Below are 22,685 nucleotides of genomic sequence, written 5' to 3'. Positions count from 1 at the left end.
TGAACTGGTGAAAATATTCAGATCTGGTTTAGTTCTTATTCATCTCTTCACTATTGTCTCGCACAGCGGAACGGTATTGAACGATTACGTTTCTCCCAATGTATTTCCCTACTTAAATCTGCTTTCGCTAGCATTTCCGGTATTGATGATTTTGAATATCATCCTTTGTATTTTCTGGATAATTCTGTGGAAGAAACGGGCGTTGTTTTTTATCGCCATCACCTTAATGATGATTATGCCGATCCGAAGATGGGTGAACTGGACCGAAAAAGTTGCAGAAAAACCAAATCTTAAGATTGTGACCATGAACATTAAAGCCGGATCAATAGGCGGAAATAACAAAATAAATGAATATTTAGAAAAAACCGATGCAGATCTTATCTTTGGGCAGGAATATGGAGGTGAGTTTAACATTCCCACTTATCCTTACCGAACCGATAAATACGAGATTGTTGCTCTTAATTCAAAGACTGAAATCGTCAATCAGGGAAAATTAACCACCACCGGAAACGGCAACGCTTTTTTCGCAGATATCAAGTTTAAAGGTAAAATAATCAGGGTGGTCAATGTGTATCTGAATCCTTTTTCTTTTGATAAACAGATGGTAAAACCGGTAGAAGATCTGGAGAAAAATACAACTAAACTAAAAGGCATTATCAGAAAATTGGTGCCGACTTTTAAAATACATCAGCAGGAAATTGCGGATATCCGTAAAGCCATCGATGATTCTCCGTATCCGGTCATTCTTGCGGGCGATTTTAATTCGGTTCCTAATTCGTATGAATATTATACATTGGGCCGTGGTTTGAAAGATGCTTTTGTAGAAGTGGGAAGAGGAAGCTCAACCAGTTTTCATGATTATAAATTCCCGATCAGAATTGATTATATCTTTACTTCGAAAGAAATAAAACCCATCAGCTACCGCGTCGATCGGTCGGTTAAACTTTCGGACCATTTTCCGGTTATTGCTGAATTTAAAATTGATTAAAAATGAGAAGTACGTCCATTATAATTATTCTTTTACTCTTTATTTCCTGTGGAAAGGAAACTGCTAAACAAAAGGTGATTCCGCAGGAAACCAACTCTGTTCCGCCGTATGATACCATCGCCATCGATTCTTTCTCGCAGGGGGCGACATCTGTTGATATTGCAAGGAAGATTAAAATATCTTCGCTAAAATATCAGGATTCTTTAAAACAGATTAAAATGAAGAACGAAGAGGAGCAACTGCTGAAAACAGCGAAGGAAGAAAAGTTGAATGCTGAGAAAAAAGTGGCAGAAGCGATAAAGAAAACAGACCTTGGTAAATCTAAAGAAAAACCTCAGGTTACGCAGGAGACGATTAATCCGTAATTTTGTTTTACATTTGAATTTCACTTAAATACATACATTATGAAAAATTATTTTTTAATTGCAGCAGTTCTTTCTTTAGGATTAATGAGCTGTAAAAAGTCAGAAACAAAAGTTGAAACCACAGAAAATCCTGACGGCACGGTAACGACTACCACGACAGAAAGTGAGCATTCTACCACCGTTGATTCTGCAAAAATTAATGCGACCGTTGATCAGGCAAAGGAAAAACTGGATGAAGCCGGACATAAAATTGATGCTGCGGCAGACAAAGGCCTTCATCAACTGAAAAAAGCGGGTGAAGAGGTAAAAGACGCCGCAGCGAAAGGTGCTGAGAAAGTAGAAAAAGGCGCCGAAAAGGTAAAAGAAGATCTGAAGAAAAAATAGGAAAATCTGCTGTTGATTCAGCAGATTTTTTTTATTCATTCATCTTTAATAACGGCTCGATATATTCGCGGTCATTGCTCAGACGCGGGACTTTGTTCTGGCCGCCGAGTTTTCCTCTTTCAGACATCCAGTTGTAGAAAAGATGAGGTTTGGCAACGTGAATGATCGGTTTTTTCAACGTTATATTGTTATACCTTTTCGCTTCATAATCGGAGTTTACCGATTTTAAATGATTGTCGAAAACTTCGCTGAATCTTTCTAAATCAGCAGGCTGTTGGGTGAATTCGAAAATCCATTCGTGGGCGCCACTTTCGCCCTGCTGCATAAAAACCGGGGCACCGGTAAAATCCAGAATGGAGGAATCTGTTGCTTCACAAGCTTTTGAAAGTGCCGTTTCTACATTGTCGATCATCAGTTCTTCCCCAAAAGCATTGATGTAATGTTTCGTTCTTCCGGAAACTTTGATCCTGTAAGGCTGCAATGAGGTGAACCGAACGGTATCGCCAATTAAATAGCGCCAAAGTCCGCTGTTCGTGGTAATAACCATCGCGTAATTTTTGCCGATTTCTACCTCCTCTAAAGGAATTGCCTGTAAGTTGTCCGGGTCGAACTGATCCATCGGAATAAATTCGTAGAAAATCCCGTAATCCAGCATGAGCAGCATTTCGTCACTTCCGTACTGATCCTGAATGGCAAAGAATCCTTCTGAAGCATTATAAATTTCGTAGTAATTAATGTCTTTTCCGATGATCTTTTTGTACTGTTCGCGGTAAGGTTTGAAACTGATTCCACCATGGAAAAAAACTTCCAGATTCGGCCATAATGCTGAAATGTTTTCTTTACCGGTTTCTTTTAAAATCCTTTGCAACAAAACCATCATCCAACTGGGCACGCCGGTTAAACTTCCGACTTCTTCATTGGTCACTTCAGAAACGATGGCGTTTAATTTGGTTTCCCATTCCGACATCAGCGACACCTTTTTGCTCGGTGTGGTCGTAATCTCTACCCAAAAAGGAAGATTGTCTATTAAAATGGCAGAAAGATCTCCGAATTTGGTGTTGAAGTTTTCGTAGAAATCCGCGCTTCCGCCTAAACGGAGATTTTTATTGGTAAAGAGTTGATTGTCGGGGTGATTGTTGGCGTAAATAGAGATGAGGTCTTTGCCTGCTTTCATGTGGCATAATTCTAAACTCTCATCGGTAATGGGAATGAATTTGCTTTTCGCATTGGTTGTTCCCGAAGATTTGGCGAAGTTTTTCACCAAACCCGGCCAGAAAACATCCTTTTTGCCTTGTCTTGCCTGCTCAATATACGGTTCGAAATCTTCGTAAGTAACGATGGGAACGTTGGCCGTAAAGTCCCGATACGTTGAAATAGAACTGAAGCCATGAATTTTTCCGTAATCGGTATTTTCGGCATAATACAACTGGGAGAAGAGCACTCCGTTTTGGGTTTCTATGGGATTATCCATGAATTTCTGAATCTGGTCAATCCGCTGTCGGATAAACCAATTAACCACGGTATTGAAAAGTGCTTTCGTCGCCATAACGACAAATATAATATATTTCTGCTAAATGATATTATGCAGAGAATGACAAAAAAAAATCCGCTTTATTACAAGCGGATTTTTTTTAACTAAAGGTTTAGTTTAGCAGTATTCCTGATAGGCTCCCTGCAGGTTTGCAGCGATAGCTCCGGCAGGATTTCCTTCGATGTGGTGTCTTTCCAACATGTGAACCAGTTCGCCGTCTTTGAAAAGAGCAATACATGGAGAACTTGGCGGGAATGGTGCCAAAAACTTGCGCGCTTCGTCAACTGCTTCTTTGTCGTAACCTGCGAACACGGTGACAAGGTGGTCAGGTTTTTTATCTCCTGTAAGAGAGAAAACCGCGCCTGGTCTTGCTGCACCTGCTGCACAACCACAAACGGAGTTGATCATTAATAACGTTGTACCTTCTCTTTTAATCGCTTGATTTACTGCTTCAGCAGAGGTTAAGTCTTGGAACCCTTTATCGGTTAGCTCATGCTTCATTGGCATTACTAAATCTTCTGGATACATATTGTATTTTTTTTAAATTGTACTTTTATTTAGAACTGTTCTGATTTGCAAATTTAAGTATTATTAATCAGACTGCTTCAATTGTATTTTCATCAAAACCATTCCATCTTCTAAAGTACGACTTTTTGTCCGCAAAAAACCCGGAACAAAAATGCTCCGGGTTTAATCAAATCGATATGCAAAGGTTGAATATCCTAACTGATCCTTAAGAAAGTAATTTTTTAGCCATCTCGGAAATACTTTTTCCGTCGCTCTTTCCTGCAAGAGATTTACTTGCCGTTCCCATTACTTTTCCTAAATCTTTGGCGCTGGTGGCGCCGGTTTCTGCGATGATTTCTTTCATCGCTGCTTCCAGTTCATCGCTGGTCATTTGCTGCGGTAAGTACTTCTCAATGACTTTGCTTTGTGCTTCTTCAACTTCGGCAAGATCGCCTCTGTTTTGTGCCATAAACTGGTCATAAGAATCTTTGCGCTGCTTTATCATTCTTTGTAAAATTGCGATTTCCTGTTCGGCAGAAACTTCCGCTCCTTTTGCTTCTGTTTTCAACAACAGGATTTGGGATTTTACTGCACGCAAAGCATCCAGAGCAACTTTATCTTTTGCGCGCATCGCGTCTTTGATCGCGTCGCTGATGATGATTTCTAAACTCATATTTTTTATAGTGTAACAATGAAACAATATATCAATTTACCAATTTGTGACGCCTTTTGCAATTTGTCATATTGGTGAACCAGTACATTATTGCATTAAATTATTAATCTACGTCTTTATTTAAAAAACGGTTTTCTCTAACCTGCATTTTTCCGTCACTTTCGGTCAGGAAATTACTGATTTTTTGTGCCGAAGCATTTTCCTGTCCGATCGAAATGTTTTTTCTACGGAAAGCAGGGATGCTCTCAAAATCATTTTCCGGTTCGAAGTTCTGATATCTTGAATTAAATTCTTTCAGCTTATTTCTTCTTTCTAAAACTTTATCACTGTTTGTCGTTTTATTAATGAAAGTAAAATCTTCCTGAACTTCGAAAATCGTTTTCTCTGCTACTTTCTCTATTGGTTTTTCTTCCACCTTAGGTTCTGATCTTTGAACCGGTTCTTCCTTGATGATTGCTTTGGGTTGCGGTGTTTCAACTTTGGGCTCTTCAATCGGTTCGTTTACGAAAAAACTGAATTCCATTGGCTTTTCTTCGTCAAACGGATTTCGTCTTTCAACTGGTTTTTCCGGTTTTTTATCTTCAGTTTCAAAACTGAAAGAGTGGGAAACTGGCTCGTCGCTGAGATCATCATCGTATGTGAAAAGATCAAATTCCGGTATTTCCTGTTCCTGATGAAAGCCTGGTGATGCCACATGATTTTCCTCCACAAAACGATTGATTTCAGTTGGAGTTTCTTTTTCAATCACTCTGCTTTGCTCCACTGTTTTTACCTGAAATTCATTGGTAGGAAAATCATCTTCGTCATCTAAAATAAATAGATTTTTTGAAGACGGATAACCTGTGGGTGCCTGCTGATTTTCCTGGGTAGCTTTAAAAGCGGTTTCTCTTTTCTTCGCCGGTTCCATCGAATCTGCCAAAGTAAACTTTACCTTTTCCGTTACGCCTGATTTTTTTTGATGATCTTTGGAAAATCCTGTTGCAATAACCAGTACGCTGACAGCATCACCTAATTCTTCATCGGTTCCAACTCCGAAAATAATGTCTGCGGTATGGCCGGCTTCCTGCTGGATGTGGTCCATAATTACTCCGATTTCGTCCATGGTTACTTCTTCCGAGCCACTTCTGATGAGCAACAGTACATTTTTCGCTCCGGTAATTTTATTGTCATTTAATAATGGGGAGTCCAATGCTTTTTTCACGGCTTCTTCCGCTTTGTTTTCACCGGAAGCAACACCGTTTGACATTAGGGCCGTTCCGGAATTTGCCAACACCGATTTCGCATCACGAAAGTCGATATTTACATCGAAATATCCGGTGATAACTTCTGCCATTCCTTTTGCAGCGTTGGTTAACACTTCATCCGCTTTGGAGAATCCTGATTTAAAACCCAGATTACCAAACTGCTGACGTAATTTATCATTATTAATGACAATCAGTGAATCCACATTGTTTCTTAGTTTGTCCAAACCTAATTCTGCTTGATCCAGTCTTCTTTTTCCTTCAAAACTAAAAGGTACGGTAACGATTCCCACGGTAAGAATTCCCATGTCTTTGGCCACTTTTGCAATAACAGGAGCAGCGCCGGTACCGGTACCACCACCCATTCCGGCAGTAATGAAAACCATTTTGGTGTTTTGGCCCATAGCCGCTTTGATATCTTCAATACTTTCGATCGCAGCTTTTTCCCCAACTTCGGGGTCAGCTCCTGCGCCCAGTCCTTCGGTGATGGTTAATCCCAACTGCACTTTGTTTGCAACTGGATTATTATCTAAGGTTTGTGAATCGGTATTACAGATCACGAAATCTACACCATAGATTCCACGTTCGTACATGTGTTTCAGTGCATTGTTTCCGCCGCCGCCTACGCCGATTACTTTAATTATTGATGAATTTCCTTTTGGTAGATCAAATGAAAATCCCGGGGTGTTTATATTTTCCATAGTCTTGGTTTTTTAATTATTCAACTTCTTCAAAGAATTTTTTTACGCTTTCCATTATTTTTTGTCCGATAGTCAGTTTGTTCCGTCGTTTTTCTGCTGCCTGTTCCACAAAAGCCTCTTTAATAATAAATTCATCCTGATTTAAGATTTCATCTGCGGTGAGCTTGGCGCTTGGTGTTGCTGTAACTTCAACTTTCTCTTCAACATTTTCGGGAGTAGTTTTCTTGTCGCGGATTTTGAGACTTTCCATTAACAGACCAATGGCAGTTGCATATTCCGGCCCTTTTAAATGTTGGCTTTTATCGTTGGTCACATATTCATTGGCAAAACCGATTCTGCTGTCGAAACCAGTGGTGTAATTGGCCAACTGTCGCAGGTGACGAAGATTAGAGCCGCCTCCGGTTAAAACGATACCCGCGATTAATTTTTTCTTTTGTTCAAACGCGCCATATGCTTTTAATTCTGTATTCACCATTTCCAAAATTTCTTCCACTCTGGCACTCACGATTTGTGCTAAAGTTTTTAATGAAATTTCTTTATCGGGTCTGCCGTGTAAGCCCGGGATGGTAACGAAAGTGGTATCTTTTTCTAACTCCGGAACTGCAGAACCGAAATTCACTTTCAGTTTTTCCGCATGTTTTTCAATAATAGAGCAGCCTTCTTTAATATCATCGGTAATAATCCCGCCGCCATAAGGAATGACGCAGGTGTGGCGAATAATATTGTCTTTGAAAATAGCGATATCCGTTGTCCCGCCACCGATATCTACGATCGCAACTCCGGCTTCTTTTTCTTCTTTGGTTAAAACAGCTTCTGACGATGCTAATGGTTCAAGAGTCAGTGCTTCCATTTCTAAACCTGCCTCACGAACGCATCTGGCGATATTCCTGATGCTTCCCATCTGACCGACTACTACATGGAAGTTCGCCTCAAGACGGGTTCCGTGCATTCCGACCGGTTCCTGGATTTCTCCCTGAGAATCGACTTTATATTCCTGAGGAAGTACATGAATGATTTCTTCACCAGGCAACATCACCAACTGTTTTACCTGGTCTTTTAATTTATCGATATCGTCATCCGTGATATATTGATCCGGGTTTTCCCGCATAATATAATCTGAATGCTGCAGCGAACGGATATGTTTGCCTGCAATCCCGACGGTTACTTTTTGAATCGGTACGCCAGAACTTGATTGGGCCTGCGCTACCGCTGCTTTGATGGACTGAATAGTTTGGGAGATATTGTTGACAATACCTTTGTGAACGCCTAAACTTTTTGCCGTTCCTACGCCGAGAACTTCAATTTTTCCGTGGGCGTTTCGTCGTCCGACAATGGCCACAATCTTGGTGGTACCGATGTCGAGGCCTACTGAATACTCGTGATTTTCCATTATATGTCGATTTGATTTTTTATCGTTTCAAGGATTTGCATCCTCTGTTTTCTTATTTTTTAATCTTCAGATTGTCATTCCGTGACTTTCTGTTGTACTGTTCATTCTTGCCATTAATTAGAATTTGTTTTAGCTGCTGTTTTTTGAGCCTCGATTTTTTTCTGATTAATGACCGGCAAATTTGCCAGTTCCTTTTTGCCAACGGCAATTATGCTGTCATTTTCTTTAAACTTGGGATTCAGTGTTGTTACAATTTGGTTATCGTATTTCAAAGAAACTTTCGTGTATTTTTCTGGCTGCTGATGAATCAGATATTTTTCTACAAAAGCTTTAAATCCTTTTACCTTCAGATCTATTTTTTCTAAATCGCCAATTTCAACTTTGAAATTCCCTTCGCTGGTCAATAATTCATAATTTCCTTTCTTTTTAGAAATTCCGATGAAATATTTTCTGCTGAAATCATCACGGTTAATTTTTGCAATGAGTTCGGCGAGCTTTACATATTCCGACTGTTTTACATTTCCTGTAACCAACATACATGGGAACGAATAATTTTTTGAAATCGGGAATTCGACCCCTTTTTCATCGACATAAAAATCGCGGTCAGCTTTGGTCAGACGGAAAGCGGGCACCCGTTGCTTGATATCCAGATTCAAATTTCCATTCAGATTCAGGTAAACATTTGCGCTGTCAACCTCCGGGAGTTGGTTTAATTTTTTTTCTAAATCAGGAATATTAATGTCGCCGATTTTTTTTGTTGGATTCGATTTTTTCACCAATTCCTTGATGTCTTTTTCATCGATGAAATAAACTGGATCTTTGGTTGTTGTCAATTTTACGGTGACTTTTTCCATCGGTTTTCCGTTGAATCTTTTCAACGAAAAACTCAGCAGAAACCCAAACAGGATTACGGTAACAAAAATCTTTAATATTCTGAATTTGTTTTTCATTATTTATCTGAGAGCCATTCTACAATTCCGTCATACAAAGTGTCGATATTCCCGGCACCTACGGTTAACAATACGTCGAAGTCTTTTTCTTTTATTTTATTAAAGGCGTCGTCCAACGTGGAAACTTCCTTTTTGTCTGTTTTTACTTTTTCTAATAACCATTTTGAAGTGATGCCTTCATAGTTTTCCTGTAATTCTCTTGCCGGATAGATATCGAGCAGGATTAATTCGTCAGCTTTATCTAAACTTTCTGCGAATCCATCAGCGAAATCTCTTGTTCTGCTGAAAAGATGCGGCTGAAAAACCACCAATAATTTCTTCTTCGGATAAAAAGTTTTAATAGAACCGATTACCGCATTTAATTCCGTTGGATGATGCGCATAATCATCGATATAAATTTTTCCGCTTTCAAAATTATGTTTGGTGTAACGCCTTTTAATTCCTTTAAAACTGGCGATTCCTCTTTTCAAAGTTTCGAAATCAACACCGAAATTATTTAACAAAGCAATGGCGGCCGTTGCATTTTCAACATTGTGAATTCCCGGAATTTCCCAAACAAAATCATCAAATTCCTCAGTCGGAGTGTGGAAATCAAAATGTATTTTATCGCCGATTTCTCTGATGTTATCGGAGTAATAATCAGCTTCTTCATTCACCGCGTACGTTTTTGCGTCACGCCCAATCTGAATTCCTTTCCGGACAAAAAGTTGCTGCCCTTCCGGAATCAAATCTGCAAAATCCTGAAATCCTTTTTGAATGGTGGCATTGTCACCGTAAATATCCAAATGATCGGCATCTGTGGAAGTAATCACGGCCCAATCCGGAGAGAGCGTTAGGAAACTTCTGTCGTATTCATCGGCCTCAACAACGGAAATGTCTTTTCCATTAAAATGAAAATTAGATTTAAAATTTTCAGCAATTCCTCCTAAAAAGCACGAGAAAGGAAGATTTGCTTCTTCGCATAAATGAGCGACCAAAGAAGAGGTTGTCGTTTTTCCGTGGGTTCCTGCAATTGCGATGCAGTCGGTGTTTTCGGTAATCATTCCGAGGACTTTCGCTCTTTTTAAAACATCGAATTTTTGATCATTAAAATAAGTGAGAATATCCAGTTTTTTAATGGCCGGTGTAAAAATCACCAAAGTGTTTTCCGGGGTTAAATTTTTTACTTTATCATTAACAAGATCTTCGAACTCAATACCAATTCCTTCTTCCACCAAAGCTTTTGTCAGCTTGGTGTGCATTTTATCATAGCCCAAAACGTTTTTCCCTGAGGCGTTGAAATACCGCGCCAAGGCACTCATTCCGATGCCGCCGATTCCTACAAAGTAGAAGTTCTGATATGTTGTTAAAGCTTTCATTTTATGCTTTGATATTTAATGATGATAAAATTTCATCTACAATTCGTTCTGTGGCCAAAGGTTTTGCGAAGAATTTTAAATTTTCGCTCATCTCATTTCTTAGATTTTCGTTTTCACAGATTTTCATTAAAGTCGTCCAGAATTTTTCTTTCATTTCGGTATCTTTCACCATTCTTGCTGCATTTTTTTCAACTAAGGTCATCGCGTTTTTGGTTTGATGATCTTCTGCCGCAAAAGGAAACGGAACCAAAAGCACCGGTTTCTGTGCCATTGCCAATTCCGAAATTGCGATTGCACCGGCGCGCGAAACAATAACATCGGCTGCGGAATAGGCTAAAGCCATATCGGAAATAAATTCTTTCAACTGAATTTGAGGTGGATATGAAATTTTCGAATCTTCGTTCAAACTTTGATAATCCAGTTTTCCGGTCTGCCAGATCAGCTGGAAATCTTTTTCTATTAATTTTTCTATATTCTCTTTCCAACCATTGTTCAAGGTTCTTGATCCTAAAGATCCACCCACTGAAAGAATGGTGAGTTTGTTTTTGTCTAACCCTAATTTCTCTTTCGCTACATCTTTCGTAATTAAATCGGTGATGATATTTTTCCGGACAGGATTTCCTAAAAAGAACGTTTTTGTTTTCGGGAAGAAATGATCCATATTCGGGTAAGCGGTGAAAACTGCTTTTGCTTTTTTCGCCAGAAACGTATTGGTTTTTCCGGGCAATGAATTTTGCTCCTGAACAAAAATCGGAACGTTTAAATTGCTTGCCATAAAAAGCGCAGGTCCGCTTGCGAATCCTCCGGTCCCGATGGCGAAATCCGGCTGGAATTCTTTAATTGCTTTTCTGGCTGTTGTAATACTCGAAAGCAGTTTAAATGGTAATCTTAAATTTTTCAATATGTTTCCACGGTCGAATCCTGCGATATTTAAACCGATAATTTTGAATCCGGCTTGTGGAACTTTTTCCATTTCCATTTTACCGTTGGCTCCGATGAACAAAAATTCTGCCTGCGGAAATCTCTTTTGAATTTCCTGCGCAATAGCAACCGCCGGGAAGATATGTCCTCCGGTTCCGCCGCCGCTCATTAGAATTTTTATTTTTTTGTTCATTTTTTTTTTTGATTTCCATAGGTTTTCACCTATGCCTGGTTAGACCGTTTCTTCGGGATTTTATGCAATGTCATTTATTTCTTCGATGCTTTGTTTTTTGCCCATTCCTTCTTCATCATAAACCTGAATTCTCGAACTTACATTTAAGATAATTCCTAATTGAATATAAGTTACCAGCATGGAAGTTCCACCATAACTTATTAGTGGCAGCGGTTGACCGGTAACCGGAATCAGATTGATGGCGACCGCAATATTCACGGTCAGCTGTATAAAAATCATGGTCCCGAGACTTAAGACCAGTAAACTCCCAAAGAAGGCCGGCATTTTACTGGCAATCATTACGATCCGGATAATCATGATGAGGTAAAGTGCAATTAAAACTGTTGCTCCTATAAAACCATATTCCTCCACAATAATGGCGAAAATAAAATCCGAGGCAGACTGAGGAAGCATTTGTTTCAAGGCGCTTTTACCAGGACCCATTCCGGTGATTCCACCATGAACGATTGCGGCTTTTGCCTGCATGACCTGATAATTTTTTGCTTTATCTGCTTCGTCTTCAATTTGATTTTCTTTTTTGGTAAAAGTTTCTACGCGGCTCATCCAGGTATGAACCCGGTTGCTTCCGATGAGGTCGGTCTTTAAAGCAAGAAACATGAAAATCCCAATCATTACTGATGAAAGACCTACGAATCCAAAGATGTATTTTTTATCTAACTGACCGATGAGCATTACAATTAATGAAACCATTAATATCATTAAAGCCGTGGACCCATTATCTTTTGCGACCAGACCAAAGACCAGTAAAACCGGGCCGAAGATGTAAAAGATGTTTTCAATCGGAAGACGTTCTCTTTTGATTTTCTTTGTTAAATACCTGCAGAGATAAATAATCAACATCAAATAAGCAAAAGAAGAAGGTTGGAAGGAAATGGGTGTTCCCGGGATTTTTAACCAGCGCGAGGCAGAAGCACCATCGATGGTTTGTCCGGAAAACATGGTTAAGCCTAAGAGAACAATGGTAAATACCAAAAGGTAACTGCTCAGTTTGCCGATATGTTCATATTTAAAATAGCCGACACCACGCATGATTGCAAGACCAAGCACTACGAAGAAAGAATGCTTGATGAGGTGCGAAGTGGTGGTTCCGCTGTTGACGATATATTCCAAATTAGAACTTGCAGAATAGACGGGGAATACCGAGAAGAACGAAATCAGTAAGATTACGCTCCACAGCACTTTGTCGCCTTTTAACAACTCGAATTTGTTTTCTCTTTCCTGCATTTTAATCTACGGTTAGTCGATGGCTTTTTTTAATACCTGATTTTTAAACTGATGTCCGCGGTCTTCATAATTATCGAATAAATCGAAACTTGCGCAGCATGGCGAAAGCAAAACGGTATCGCCTTTTTCTGCCAGTGATTTGGAGACTCTTACTGCTTCCTCCATACTTGAGGTGCTGTAAATAGATTCTTTTTTATCTTTGAAAAAATCGATGATTTTCTGATTATCAAGTCCCAGGCAGACAATTGCTTTTACTTTTCTTTTGACCAAATTTTCGATTTCGCTATAATCATTTCCTTTGTCAACACCGCCTACAATCCAGATGGTTGGCTGGTTCATGCTTTCCAAAGCGAAGTAAGTTGCATTCACGTTGGTGGCTTTGCTGTCATTAATAAAAGTAACTCCGTTAATTTGGGCAACCGGTTCCAGCCTGTGTTCAACTGCCTGAAAAGTCATCAATGAATTCCGAATGCTTTCATTGCTGATTTTCAATATTTTACTGGCGATTGAGGCGGCCAGACTGTTGGCGATATTATGATTTCCAACTAAAGAAAGTTCTGCAATTTTCATTGAAAACTCATCTTCGATCTTCACCACTATTTTATCATTATTAATAAAACCGCCCTCATTTAAATTGCCTTTTGTGGAAAACGGAATCTTCTTCGCTCGGATGGCCAGCTGTTCCAGAAGGTTCATGCTCATTTCATCATCTTTGTTATAGATAAAGAAATTGTCGTTCTCCTGATTTTCTGCAATTCTGAACTTTGCCAGCGCATAATCTTCATAATTGTAATTGTACTGATCAAGATGATCCTGACTTAAATTCAATAATAAAGAAATATAAGGCCGGAAACTTTGAATATCATCCAGCTGGAAAGAGCTCACTTCTAAGACATAGTAGTCGAAATTTTCGTCTGCGACCTGTCTTGCGAAGCTTTTTCCGATATTTCCGGCTAAACCCACTTTCAGATGATCATTCTTTAAAATATGATAGATCAACGAAGTCGTTGTTGTTTTTCCGTTACTTCCGGTAATGGCTATAATTTTGGCCTGGGTAAATTCAGCGGCAAATTCAATTTCTGAAGAGAGGCGAATTCCCTTTTGGTTGATTTTAAAAATAATATCAGCTTTCTTCGGGATTCCTGGAGATTTGATCACCCAGTCTGCTTCAAGAATTCTGGCTTCGTCGTGCTGTCCTTCTTCAAACTCGATTCCGGCTTCGGTCAGCTGTTTTTTATAATCGTCTTTTATCGCACCTTTATCCGAAAGAAAAACATTCAAGCCTTTCTTCTTCGCTAAATAAGCTGCACCTACTCCGCTTTCTCCGCCACCTAAAACAACTATTTTCATATTCTGTTTTTTAATTTAACAGGAACAATTTCCTGTCTAAAATATCGGTCGTCCCTATGGAACAATCTTGTGTTATCTGACTTTTAAAGTGATTAAACAAATAATGGCAAACAAAACCCCGATGATGATCATTCGGTTGACGATTTTGCTTTCGTGATATCCTTCTTTTTGATAATGATGATGGAGAGGAGACATTTTGAACAGTCTGTTGTTTTGCGCGTACTCCAATCCGTATTTTCTTTTTCTGTATTTAAAGACTCCTACCTGCAGTACGACTGAAAGGTTTTCAATTAAGAAAATTCCGCACAGTACAGGAATCAATAATTCTTTTCTGAGAATAATTGCTAAAACGGCAATGACTCCGCCGAGCATTAAACTTCCGGTATCGCCCATGAATACTTGAGCCGGATAGGTGTTGTACCAGAAAAAACCGATAACAGCACCCACCAGAGCGAGGGCGAAAATGGTCGTCTCACCCATATTCGGCAGGAACATAATATTAAGATAATCCGCGAAAATAATATTCCCGGACAGGTAGGCAAAAAGTGAAAGGGTGAGCAAAATGACGACACTCGTGCCGGCCGCTAGACCATCGATTCCGTCGGCAATATTGGCACCGTTGGAAACTGCGGTAACGATAAAAATTACAATTGGGATAAAAACAATCCAGGCCCATTCGTGTGCTTTTTCTGGAGTCATCCAAAATAAAAGACCGCTGTAATCGAACTCGTTATTTTTCACAAACGGAACAGTGGAAACGGTCGATTTTTCCGTTTTCATAAAGTTGGCTTCTACATTATTCCGGTTGACTTCTTTGGCGTCTGCATATTTTCTTTTCACCGTAATATCCGGATGAAAATACATGGTAACTCCTACAATTAAACCTAAACCAACCTGGCCGATCACCTTGAATTTACCGCTGAGCCCGTCTTTGTTTTTTTTGATTTTCTTTAAATAGTCGTCAATAAATCCGATCGCGCCCATCCAAACCACAGATACAATCAGTAAAACAATATAAATGTTCATAATTCTGGTAAAAAGTAAGACCGGAATTAAAGTCGCCAAAATGATAATCAAACCACCCATGGTGGGTGTGCCTTCTTTTTGCTTCTGACCTTCTAAACCTAGATCGCGTACCAATTCTCCCATCTGTTTATTTCGCAGATAGTTGATGATTTTTTTACCGAAAACCAATGCAATAAGCAGGGAAAACAAAACGGCCATTCCTGCACGGAAAGAGATGAATTTAAACATTCCCATTCCAGGAACGTGAATTCCGTGGCTGCTTAGATATTCGAAGAGGTAATATAACATAGCGGTTTATTTAATCTTTCAGTTGATAATTATTTAGACATGAGCCTTGCCAGCTCAATAATGGTTTCCTTATCATCAAAATGGTTTTTCACGCCATTGATTTCCTGATAAGTTTCGTGTCCTTTGCCGGCTACTACGACAATATCTTTCGGTTCTGCAAATTTAATTGCCATTTTAATCGCTTCTCTACGGTCAGGAATTGATGTGTATTTGCTGAAATTTTGAGGTTCTACGCCTGCTTCAATTTGTTTAATGATTTCTGCAGGATCTTCTGTTCTTGGATTATCGGAAGTGATGATGGCCAGCGTAGATTTTCTCGTTGCGATTTTTCCCATTTCAGGACGTTTCGCGTGATCTCTGTCTCCGCCACAACCAAATACGGTGATCAGCCTTTCGTTTTTTGTCCGGATATCGTTGATGGAATCCAATACATTTTCTAAAGCATCGGGAGTATGTGCATAATCGACAACGAAGATGATTCCGCCGTCAGATTTTAAAGTTTCAAATCTGCCGTTCACTCTCTTTAATTGTGAAATAGCCGGTAAAATGTCATCTTCATGAAAACCGCATTCAATCGCAACTGCATACGCAAGAAGCAAATTGTAAGCGTTGAATTTCCCGGTCAAAGTGGTCCAGAATTCTTTTCCATTAAAGTTGAGAAGCATTCCATTAAAATCAATTTCTGTGATTTTTCCGTGGAAATCTGCCATGGTTTTCAAAGCGTAAGTTTTCTTTTTCGCTTTGGTGTTTTGCAACATTACGTTCCCGTTTTTATCATCAGCGTTGGTAATGGCAATGGCATCTGAACTCAATTCATCAAAAAATCTTTTTTTCGTTTTTAGATATTCTTCAAACGTTTTGTGATAATCAAGATGATCATGCGTTATATTCGTAAATCCTGCGATTTTAAAATGTAGACCTTCGGTTCTGTACTGATGGATTCCGTGCGAAGAAACTTCCATGAAAGCATATTCACAGCCTTCTTCAACCGCTTTTGCCAGAATTTGGTTCAAACGGACCACATCCGGAGTGGTGTGCGTGGAAGGAATCATTTCGTCACCGATTCTGTATTCTACAGTAGAAATCAGCGCTGATTTAAAACCTAAAATTTTAAAAATATCAAATAAAAGGGTAGTGGTGGAAGTTTTTCCGTTCGTTCCTGTAATCCCGATGAGGTTCAGTTTCGAAGAAGGATTTCCATAAAAATTAGAAGCAAGAAGACCCAAAGTTTTTGCGGCATCTTTTACTTTTATATAAGTAATTTCTGCTTTTATTTCAGTTGGAACATTTTCGCAGACAATTACAGCCGCTCCTTTTTCAACAGAAGAACTGATGAAATCATGGCCATCAGATTCCGTTCCTTTGATCGCTACATAAAGGGAATCCTCAACTGCTTTCCGGCTGTCGAAAATTAATGCTGAAACTTCACGGTCTTGATTTCCGATGATTTCCAGAACTGGGATTCTGCTTAAGATTTCTTCTAATTTCATTTTATTTATATATGACAGGAATTTTTCCTATCCACTGTTAATCGTCCTTTTCGGGAACGGTGTTATTTTAATTCTGCAACTGCAGATAAATTCTTTGGTTTTTGTTGATGACAGTTCCTTCCAGAGGAAACTGTTCTTTTATTTTTCCGACTCCTTTATAATCGACGCGGTAACCCTGGTTTTCTAATTGCGGAATAATATTTTTTCCGATTAAACCGGTTACGTTGGGCATTATTTTATTGGTTACCGCCACTTTTACCGGTTGCTCAATCATTTTGCTGAGATCCACTTTTTTATCTACCAACATTTCTTTCTCGATGTTTTGTGGTGTTTTCAGGAATGTTTTTCCGGCAATTTCTTTAAATACAGGTGCTGCAACTGTTGAACCATAAAAGCTTTTTGAATTGTCCGGCTCACTGATCATTACGTAACAGGTATATTTAGGATTGTCCGCCGGATAGAATCCTGCAAATGAGGCTCTGTATTTCATGGGGCCCGGTTTCCAGTATTCAAATCTTGCGGTTCCGGTTTTTCCGGCCATTTTCAGGTTCGGTGTAAAAATACTTTTTGCTGTTCCTTTTTCCACCGCTTGCGTTAAAGCGCCTGTCATCATCCTGATTGCGTTTTCAGAAGCCATTTTATTTACCATTATCTTGGGTTTTGCTTCATAAAGGATTCTGCCGTCTTTTGCTATTTTTTCAATAAAAAGAGGTTCAAGCATTTTTCCTTTATTAGCAATACCATTGTAAAAAGTAGTTAACTGCAAAAGGTTAATGTTGGTAGCGTAGCCATAAGAAATCGACGCCAGTGTCGCAGCATTCCAGGTGGTGCTTTTCGGCGTTAAAATTCTTGGTTTTGTAATTCCCGGAAGTTCGATGTCCATTTTATCGAATAGTTTCCAGCGGCGCAGGTGATCTAAGAAAACCTGAGGTTTATCTGCATAATATTGCGTAATCAGCTTTGCTGTTCCTACGTTGCTTGATTTTGCCAATACATCGGAAATCTCATAAATTCCTCCACCGTGACCATCAGAAATTCTTTGTTTAGCATAGGTCCACACGCCGTTTCCAACATTCACGGTTGTTTTTTCATTGATGAATCCGTCATCCATAGCCGCCAATAATGAAATTGTTTTGAAGGTAGATCCCGGTTCAATATTGTCTTTTATTGCATAGTTGTAAGCATCGACGTAAATTCCCGGTTCTGTCCGGCGAAGATTCACCATGGCTTTAATTTTTCCGGTGGCGACTTCCATGACCAAAACGGTACCGTGTTCCCCATCAAATTTCACCAGTTGTTTTTCCAAAGCGGAATGAACAATATCCTGAATCCGGATATCAATAGTGGTATAAACATCCTGACCATCGATGGGTTCATTCACTTTCCAGTAATCAATAGGTTTCCATTGGCTGGAGTTAACGCGCTGTTCGAGTCGTGTTCCGTCGGTTCCGGTCAGAAATTTAGAAAAAGCACCTTCCAGCCCGGATTTGGAAATGGCATTATCCATACCGATGGTTCCCGCTCCAATTTGTGTGGTTGCCAATTCCCGTTTGTAATTTCTGTCAACGATAAATCCGCCTCTGTTTTTACCTTTTTTGAAAATAGGAAACTGGCGAATGCGGTCGTAGTCATCAAAATCAAGTCCTTTAACCAAAGAATAATATTGATTTTTGGTTTTCTTCTGCTGGTCAAACCGGTCTCTGAAATAGCTTCTGGGTTTTCCGAACATTTTAGATAATGAGTCGGTCAAAGCTCCGATGTTGTTAAAATAAACCGTGTCTTTAATTATTTTAAAATCGATATAAACGTCATACCGCATAACGGTAGTGGCGAGGATTGAACCATCGGAAGCATATAGATTTCCGCGGGCTGCTTTTAAAGTGGCTTCGCGATAATTTTTATTGATGTAGTCATCTTTAATTTCCTGAACATTAGTGTTTTGTAAAAACAGAATTCTTCCAAGAAACACCACAAACAAAATAAAGGCAAACCCCGCAAAAAGGTAGCCCCATCTCAATGTGTTTGAGCGTTTTTTTTCAAATTCATTTTGTACTGCCATCTAAACTGTCTATTTTTATCAGGATTTTATGGGGATGATTCTCTAAGGATAGCAAAGAATCCTGTACCATTTCTTTTCCTAATTCTGATTCTAATTTTACTTTAATGAGTCTGCTTTGGGCAAACGCGTTTCTCGATTTAAACTCTTCTGTCTGTTCTTTTAAAATATTAACATGTTCGATTTTCTTGCTCACTAAGTGATTGCTGTAAATCATAGACATCAATAAGAAGAACACCAACAAAAAATACCTGTAATGAATAGTGACTTCATCACGGTTCAAAAAATTCCCTTTTATAATATCAATAAAAGTGAGTTTTTTCTGTGGACGGTTTGCTGGTCTTTTTGCCATGACTTGAGGTTGATTGAGTCGAGCCTCCTTTTTATTTTAATTTAATACCTGTTCTTAATTTTGCACTTCTCGACCGCGAGTTTTCCTTGATTTCTTCGCTATCCGGCACGACTGCTTTGGTCTGCAAAAGATCAAAAGTCTTGTCGTAATTTCCGTAGATGTCTCTGGCTGGTTCACCTTCGAACATTCCGTTTTTCAAAAATCTCTTTACCAGCCGGTCTTCCAGAGAATGGTAAGAAATGGCGACTAATCTGCCACCGGGTTTCAGCATTCTGTGCGCCTGAACCAGTAATTCTTTAATGACTTCCAGTTCCTGGTTGACTTCAATTCTGATGGCCTGGAAAATCTGGGCAAAAACTTTGTTCTGCTTAAACTGCGGAATATAACTGAAGAGTTTCTTCAAATCTTCGGTGGTTTCAATAGGTTTCAGTTTTCGGTGATTCACAATTTCCCGTGCTAACTTTCTGGATTCCCGAATTTCACCGTATTGGTATAAAATATCTGCGAGATGCTCTTCCTCATATTCATTAATGACTTTTTTAGCATCCAGAAGTTGCATCACATTCATTCTCATATCCAGCGGCGCATTGCTTCTGGTTGAAAAACCTCTTTCGGCTTCGTCGAACTGATGAGAAGAAACGCCGAAATCCGCGAGAACTCCATCCACTTTAGAAACACCGTACATCATCAAAGCATTTTCCAAAAACCTGAAATTTTGGTTAATAAGCGTAAACCGTGGATCGTTTATCGTATTTTTGAGGGCATCTAAGTCCTGGTCGAAAGCGTAAAGTTTGCCTTTTGCAGAAAGTCTGCTCAGGATTTCACGCGAGTGTCCTCCGCCTCCGAAAGTGCAGTCCACGTAGATGCCGTCTGGATTCGTTACCAAATCATCGACACTTTTTTTCAGCAAAACAGGATTGTGATACATTTTTTTCTTCTAGGTGTTTTAATTTAAATTTATTTGAACTTTTTACGGTTCTTCGCCGTCGAAACTGATCGTTCCCATCACGTCTTCAGCCAATTTTGCGAAATCTTCTTCTGAAGTGGTGATTACTTTTTCATAGGCTTCTTTATCCCAGATTTCAAAAAGTTCGCCAGCACTGGTAATTACGATTTCTTTCCGAAGGTTCGCAAAGAGCGTAAGGTCTTTTGAAATTTGTAAGCGTCCCGCATTATCGGGCTCCACGATTTTCACTCCCGCTGTAAACATTCGGATAAAATCTGCGTTTTTCTTAATGAAACGGTTGAGTTGGTTGAGTTTGTTCATCAGTTGTTCCCAGCCTTGCATCGGGTAAACTTCCAGACAGGGTTGAAATACAGCGCGTTTGACCACAAAGGAATCGCCGCCAAAGTCCCCCATCTGTTTTACCAGAGAAGAAGGAAGTTTCAGCCGACCTTTGTCGTCTATTCTGCATTCATATGTTCCGATGAAATTCTTCATTTGGGACAAATTTATATAAAAATTTCCAAAGGCTCCCACTTTTTCCCACTTTTTGACTTAATGTTAATAAGTTTTGACTTTATGATTAACGTATTGATTAAAAAGAAGTTAATAACTTGTTTTGATTTTTTTTCGCAGAACTTGGTGGTTCGGTGAAAAAATCTTAAATTTAATATATAAATAATGCTAAATAAGTTGGTTTTGGCGTTTAATTTGTATTTTTGCAAACGCTTATAGCGTAATATTTATGATATTTAAAACTAAAAAGGACAAGAAGTTCGCTTTTATAGAAGCTGGAGATGGTGACCCTGTAATTTTATTACATGGTTTAATGGGTGGATTAAGTAATTTCGATGATACTGTTAATTACTTTTCAGAGAGAGGGTATACCGTTTTTGTTCCTGTACTTCCAATATATGATTTACCGGTTCTTAATACCAATCTTACAACCATCGCGAAATATGTGGCGAAATTCATTGAAGAAAAAGTGGGAAGAGCAGCAACAATAGTAGGAAACTCAATGGGTGGCCACGTCGGATTAATCCTTGCTTTGGCAAGACCTGATCTGGTTGAGAATCTTGTTCTTACCGGCAGTTCCGGTTTATACGAAAAATCTTTCGGAGACAGTTTCCCCAGAAAAAGCGACAAAGATTATATCAGAAAGAAAACTGAAGAAGTTTTTTTTGATCCAAAAGTTGCCACAAATGATTTGGTAGAAGAAGTTTTCTCTGTTGTGAACGACAGAATGAAAGGAATTAAAACGGTGATGTTGGCAAGAAGCGCCATTAAACATAATATGTTAAACGATTTGCCGAAAATAAAAATACCGGTGTGTTTGATTTGGGGAAAACAAGATAATGTAACCCCGCCGGATGTGGCAATAGATATGCATAATGCATTGCCCAATTCAGATTTATATTGGATTGATCAGTGTGGTCACGCCGCAATGATGGAAAGACCAAAAGAATTTAATGATCTGTTATATTCATGGTTACAGAAACAAAAAAAGTAGTTGAATGGAAGTTTATTCTTCCATTTTTTATTTAGTTACATTTTAAAAGAACTAATTATGGTTATCAAAACAGCAGAATTTGTAAAAAGTAGTGATAAATGGCAGGATTGTCCAGAGCCGACCATGCCGGAATATGCATTTATTGGAAGATCAAATGTGGGCAAATCATCGCTGATCAATGCGCTGATGAATCATAAATATCTGGCAAAAACTTCGGGCACGCCGGGGAAAACGCAGCTTATTAATCATTTTGTTATCAATGAAAGCTGGTTTCTTACCGATCTCCCGGGTTATGGTTACGCACGGGTTTCCAAAAGCATGCGGCGCGATTTTGAAAAACTGATTACCAATTATATCCTGAATCGGAAAAATTTAGTTAATCTTTTTATTTTAATTGATTCCCGACACACGCCACAGGCTATCGACATTGAATTTATTGAATGGTGTGGCGAAAACTCAATCCCTTTTTCAATTGTTTTCACCAAAGCAGATAAGTTGAAACCTACCGTAATCGATAAAAACGTAGAGCATTATAAAGCAGAACTTTTGAAAACATGGGAAGATCTGCCGGAAGTTTATGTGACCTCTGCCGAGAAAAAAACGGGTGGTGAAGGAATACTGGACTTTATTACAAAAACAAATGAGTTCCTTATGCATAATCACGTTAAATTCTAGCGTTTAATTTATTGATTATCTAAAAATGGAAGATTTCATTTGGAACATTAAGACTTTTGATCAACTTTCAACGGAGGAATTACATCGGATTTTAAAGGCCAGAATCGATGTATTTGTGGTAGAACAAAATTGTCCTTATCCTGAAGTTGACGGTTATGATCCGCAGGCCATTCATCTTTGGGTAGAACATAAAGGGGAAGTTGCGGCCTACTGCAGGATTTTTCCGCCAGGAATAAAATATCCCGAAAGTTCCATAGGCAGGGTTTTAACAAGTTATAAATACCGCAAAATGAATCTGGGGAAAACGCTGATGAGGTATGCAACGAATACTGTTGAAGCGAGATTTAGAAAAAGTTCGGTGCGGATATCTGCCCAGGATTATCTTCTCGATTTTTATCGGGAATTTGGCTTTGTTCACACAGGTAAAAGCTATTTAGAAGATGATATTCCCCATTCTGAAATGCTGAGAGCTTAAAGAAAGGTAGTATTTATTATCCGTTTTCCAATAA

General features: G+C 39.0%; 22 protein-coding genes. 6 read left to right on the top strand and 16 right to left on the bottom strand.

What is annotated here, in order from left to right:
• Positions 1-7: 7 nt before the first annotated feature.
• The 3 genes from QF004_RS06535 to QF004_RS06525 are packed head-to-tail and all read left to right on the top strand — an operon-like array spanning position 8 to position 1,737.
• The gene (locus QF004_RS06535) at positions 8-988 is read left to right on the top strand and encodes an endonuclease/exonuclease/phosphatase family protein (protein ID WP_246012454.1); all 981 of its coding nucleotides are present in this window, start codon (positions 8-10) and stop codon (positions 986-988) included.
• A 2-nt stretch (positions 989-990) separates the two neighbouring features.
• Positions 991-1,353, top strand: coding sequence for a hypothetical protein (locus QF004_RS06530; RefSeq protein WP_307424136.1), 363 nt, complete (start codon positions 991-993; stop codon positions 1,351-1,353).
• 39 nt (positions 1,354-1,392) lie between these two features.
• A complete protein-coding gene (locus QF004_RS06525) occupies positions 1,393-1,737 on the top strand; it encodes a hypothetical protein (protein WP_133439284.1) in 345 nt (114 codons plus the stop codon).
• Between the two features lie 31 nt (positions 1,738-1,768).
• Here the strand turns inward: QF004_RS06525 and QF004_RS06520 are convergent, their stop codons facing one another.
• From QF004_RS06520 to mraZ, 16 genes are all read right to left on the bottom strand, one after another.
• Entirely contained in the window at positions 1,769-3,283 is a 1,515-nt protein-coding gene (locus QF004_RS06520) for a GH3 auxin-responsive promoter family protein (protein WP_133439285.1), read from the bottom strand.
• Positions 3,284-3,385: 102 nt separating this feature from the next.
• The gene (locus QF004_RS06515) at positions 3,386-3,796 is read right to left on the bottom strand and encodes a BrxA/BrxB family bacilliredoxin (protein ID WP_307424132.1); all 411 of its coding nucleotides are present in this window, start codon (positions 3,794-3,796) and stop codon (positions 3,386-3,388) included.
• Between the two features lie 205 nt (positions 3,797-4,001).
• Positions 4,002-4,448: a GatB/YqeY domain-containing protein gene (locus tag QF004_RS06510; protein ID WP_133439287.1), complete on the bottom strand. Its 447-nt coding sequence runs from the start codon at positions 4,446-4,448 to the stop codon at positions 4,002-4,004.
• A gap of 103 nt (positions 4,449-4,551) precedes the next feature.
• Positions 4,552-6,390, bottom strand: coding sequence for a cell division protein FtsZ (gene ftsZ, locus QF004_RS06505; protein WP_133439288.1), 1,839 nt, complete (start codon positions 6,388-6,390; stop codon positions 4,552-4,554).
• A 16-nt stretch (positions 6,391-6,406) separates the two neighbouring features.
• Positions 6,407-7,780: a cell division protein FtsA gene (gene ftsA, locus QF004_RS06500; protein WP_133439289.1), complete on the bottom strand. Its 1,374-nt coding sequence runs from the start codon at positions 7,778-7,780 to the stop codon at positions 6,407-6,409.
• Between the two features lie 113 nt (positions 7,781-7,893).
• A complete protein-coding gene (locus QF004_RS06495; protein ID WP_246012456.1) occupies positions 7,894-8,730 on the bottom strand; it encodes a cell division protein FtsQ/DivIB in 837 nt (278 codons plus the stop codon).
• Positions 8,730-10,088, bottom strand: a complete 1,359-nt coding sequence (gene murC, locus QF004_RS06490) for a UDP-N-acetylmuramate--L-alanine ligase (RefSeq protein ID WP_307424126.1) — start codon at positions 10,086-10,088, stop codon at positions 8,730-8,732. The genes QF004_RS06495 and murC overlap by 1 nt, the downstream gene beginning before the upstream one ends.
• Before the next feature lies 1 nt (position 10,089).
• Positions 10,090-11,202: an undecaprenyldiphospho-muramoylpentapeptide beta-N-acetylglucosaminyltransferase gene (murG, locus tag QF004_RS06485; protein WP_307424123.1), complete on the bottom strand. Its 1,113-nt coding sequence runs from the start codon at positions 11,200-11,202 to the stop codon at positions 10,090-10,092.
• Positions 11,203-11,262: 60 nt separating this feature from the next.
• Positions 11,263-12,486 carry an FtsW/RodA/SpoVE family cell cycle protein gene (locus tag QF004_RS06480; protein ID WP_133439292.1) on the bottom strand — a complete coding sequence of 408 codons (1,224 nt, stop codon included), beginning with the start codon at positions 12,484-12,486 and terminating at the stop codon, positions 11,263-11,265.
• 12 nt (positions 12,487-12,498) lie between these two features.
• Positions 12,499-13,836, bottom strand: coding sequence for a UDP-N-acetylmuramoyl-L-alanine--D-glutamate ligase (murD, locus tag QF004_RS06475; RefSeq protein ID WP_307424119.1), 1,338 nt, complete (start codon positions 13,834-13,836; stop codon positions 12,499-12,501).
• A gap of 72 nt (positions 13,837-13,908) precedes the next feature.
• Positions 13,909-15,150, bottom strand: coding sequence for a phospho-N-acetylmuramoyl-pentapeptide-transferase (gene mraY, locus QF004_RS06470; RefSeq protein WP_133439294.1), 1,242 nt, complete (start codon positions 15,148-15,150; stop codon positions 13,909-13,911).
• Between the two features lie 29 nt (positions 15,151-15,179).
• A complete protein-coding gene (locus QF004_RS06465; RefSeq protein ID WP_307424114.1) occupies positions 15,180-16,640 on the bottom strand; it encodes a UDP-N-acetylmuramoyl-L-alanyl-D-glutamate--2,6-diaminopimelate ligase in 1,461 nt (486 codons plus the stop codon).
• A 67-nt stretch (positions 16,641-16,707) separates the two neighbouring features.
• Positions 16,708-18,699: a penicillin-binding transpeptidase domain-containing protein gene (locus QF004_RS06460; RefSeq protein WP_307424111.1), complete on the bottom strand. Its 1,992-nt coding sequence runs from the start codon at positions 18,697-18,699 to the stop codon at positions 16,708-16,710.
• Entirely contained in the window at positions 18,683-19,048 is a 366-nt protein-coding gene (locus QF004_RS06455) for an FtsL-like putative cell division protein (RefSeq protein WP_133439297.1), read from the bottom strand. The genes QF004_RS06460 and QF004_RS06455 overlap by 17 nt, the downstream gene beginning before the upstream one ends.
• Positions 19,049-19,079: 31 nt before the next feature.
• Positions 19,080-19,976: a 16S rRNA (cytosine(1402)-N(4))-methyltransferase RsmH gene (rsmH, locus tag QF004_RS06450; protein ID WP_307424106.1), complete on the bottom strand. Its 897-nt coding sequence runs from the start codon at positions 19,974-19,976 to the stop codon at positions 19,080-19,082.
• Between the two features lie 42 nt (positions 19,977-20,018).
• The gene (mraZ, locus tag QF004_RS06445; protein WP_133439299.1) at positions 20,019-20,489 is read right to left on the bottom strand and encodes a division/cell wall cluster transcriptional repressor MraZ; all 471 of its coding nucleotides are present in this window, start codon (positions 20,487-20,489) and stop codon (positions 20,019-20,021) included.
• A gap of 247 nt (positions 20,490-20,736) precedes the next feature.
• Between mraZ and QF004_RS06440 the strand changes: the two genes are divergently transcribed.
• The 3 genes from QF004_RS06440 to QF004_RS06430 are packed head-to-tail and all read left to right on the top strand — an operon-like array spanning position 20,737 to position 22,651.
• Positions 20,737-21,501, top strand: coding sequence for an alpha/beta fold hydrolase (locus QF004_RS06440; protein ID WP_133439300.1), 765 nt, complete (start codon positions 20,737-20,739; stop codon positions 21,499-21,501).
• A gap of 57 nt (positions 21,502-21,558) precedes the next feature.
• Entirely contained in the window at positions 21,559-22,176 is a 618-nt protein-coding gene (gene yihA / locus QF004_RS06435; RefSeq protein ID WP_133439301.1) for a ribosome biogenesis GTP-binding protein YihA/YsxC, read from the top strand.
• A gap of 25 nt (positions 22,177-22,201) precedes the next feature.
• On the top strand, positions 22,202-22,651 hold the full coding sequence (locus QF004_RS06430) for a GNAT family N-acetyltransferase (protein WP_307424101.1): 450 nt from the start codon (positions 22,202-22,204) through the stop codon (positions 22,649-22,651).
• Positions 22,652-22,685 lie beyond the last annotated feature (34 nt).

The organism is Chryseobacterium sp. MDT2-18 (assembly GCF_030815285.1).
GTDB lineage: Bacteria > Bacteroidota > Bacteroidia > Flavobacteriales > Weeksellaceae > Kaistella > Kaistella salivictor.
Note: the sequence above shows the minus strand (reverse complement) of the source record. Positions and strands in the feature narration are given on the sequence as shown.

Bases quoted from the DNA above. Each gene is read 5' to 3' on its own strand.
- QF004_RS06530 (WP_307424136.1), top strand. From the start codon at position 991: ATGAGAAGTACGTCCATTATAATTATTCTTTTACTCTTTATTTCCTGT.
- QF004_RS06525 (WP_133439284.1), top strand. From the start codon at position 1,393: ATGAAAAATTATTTTTTAATTGCAGCAGTTCTTTCTTTAGGATTAATG.
- QF004_RS06520 (WP_133439285.1), bottom strand. From the start codon at position 3,283: ATGGCGACGAAAGCACTTTTCAATACCGTGGTTAATTGGTTTATCCGA.
- QF004_RS06515 (WP_307424132.1), bottom strand. From the start codon at position 3,796: ATGTATCCAGAAGATTTAGTAATGCCAATGAAGCATGAGCTAACCGAT.
- QF004_RS06510 (WP_133439287.1), bottom strand. From the start codon at position 4,448: ATGAGTTTAGAAATCATCATCAGCGACGCGATCAAAGACGCGATGCGC.
- ftsZ (WP_133439288.1), bottom strand. From the start codon at position 6,390: ATGGAAAATATAAACACCCCGGGATTTTCATTTGATCTACCAAAAGGA.
- ftsA (WP_133439289.1), bottom strand. From the start codon at position 7,780: ATGGAAAATCACGAGTATTCAGTAGGCCTCGACATCGGTACCACCAAG.
- QF004_RS06495 (WP_246012456.1), bottom strand. From the start codon at position 8,730: ATGAAAAACAAATTCAGAATATTAAAGATTTTTGTTACCGTAATCCTG.
- murC (WP_307424126.1), bottom strand. From the start codon at position 10,088: ATGAAAGCTTTAACAACATATCAGAACTTCTACTTTGTAGGAATCGGC.
- murG (WP_307424123.1), bottom strand. From the start codon at position 11,202: ATGAACAAAAAAATAAAAATTCTAATGAGCGGCGGCGGAACCGGAGGA.
- QF004_RS06480 (WP_133439292.1), bottom strand. From the start codon at position 12,486: ATGCAGGAAAGAGAAAACAAATTCGAGTTGTTAAAAGGCGACAAAGTG.
- murD (WP_307424119.1), bottom strand. From the start codon at position 13,836: ATGAAAATAGTTGTTTTAGGTGGCGGAGAAAGCGGAGTAGGTGCAGCT.
- mraY (WP_133439294.1), bottom strand. From the start codon at position 15,150: ATGTTATATTACCTCTTCGAATATCTAAGCAGCCACGGAATTCACGTT.
- QF004_RS06465 (WP_307424114.1), bottom strand. From the start codon at position 16,640: ATGAAATTAGAAGAAATCTTAAGCAGAATCCCAGTTCTGGAAATCATC.
- QF004_RS06460 (WP_307424111.1), bottom strand. From the start codon at position 18,699: ATGGCAGTACAAAATGAATTTGAAAAAAAACGCTCAAACACATTGAGA.
- QF004_RS06455 (WP_133439297.1), bottom strand. From the start codon at position 19,048: ATGGCAAAAAGACCAGCAAACCGTCCACAGAAAAAACTCACTTTTATT.
- rsmH (WP_307424106.1), bottom strand. From the start codon at position 19,976: ATGTATCACAATCCTGTTTTGCTGAAAAAAAGTGTCGATGATTTGGTA.
- mraZ (WP_133439299.1), bottom strand. From the start codon at position 20,489: ATGAAGAATTTCATCGGAACATATGAATGCAGAATAGACGACAAAGGT.
- QF004_RS06440 (WP_133439300.1), top strand. From the start codon at position 20,737: ATGATATTTAAAACTAAAAAGGACAAGAAGTTCGCTTTTATAGAAGCT.
- yihA (WP_133439301.1), top strand. From the start codon at position 21,559: ATGGTTATCAAAACAGCAGAATTTGTAAAAAGTAGTGATAAATGGCAG.
- QF004_RS06430 (WP_307424101.1), top strand. From the start codon at position 22,202: ATGGAAGATTTCATTTGGAACATTAAGACTTTTGATCAACTTTCAACG.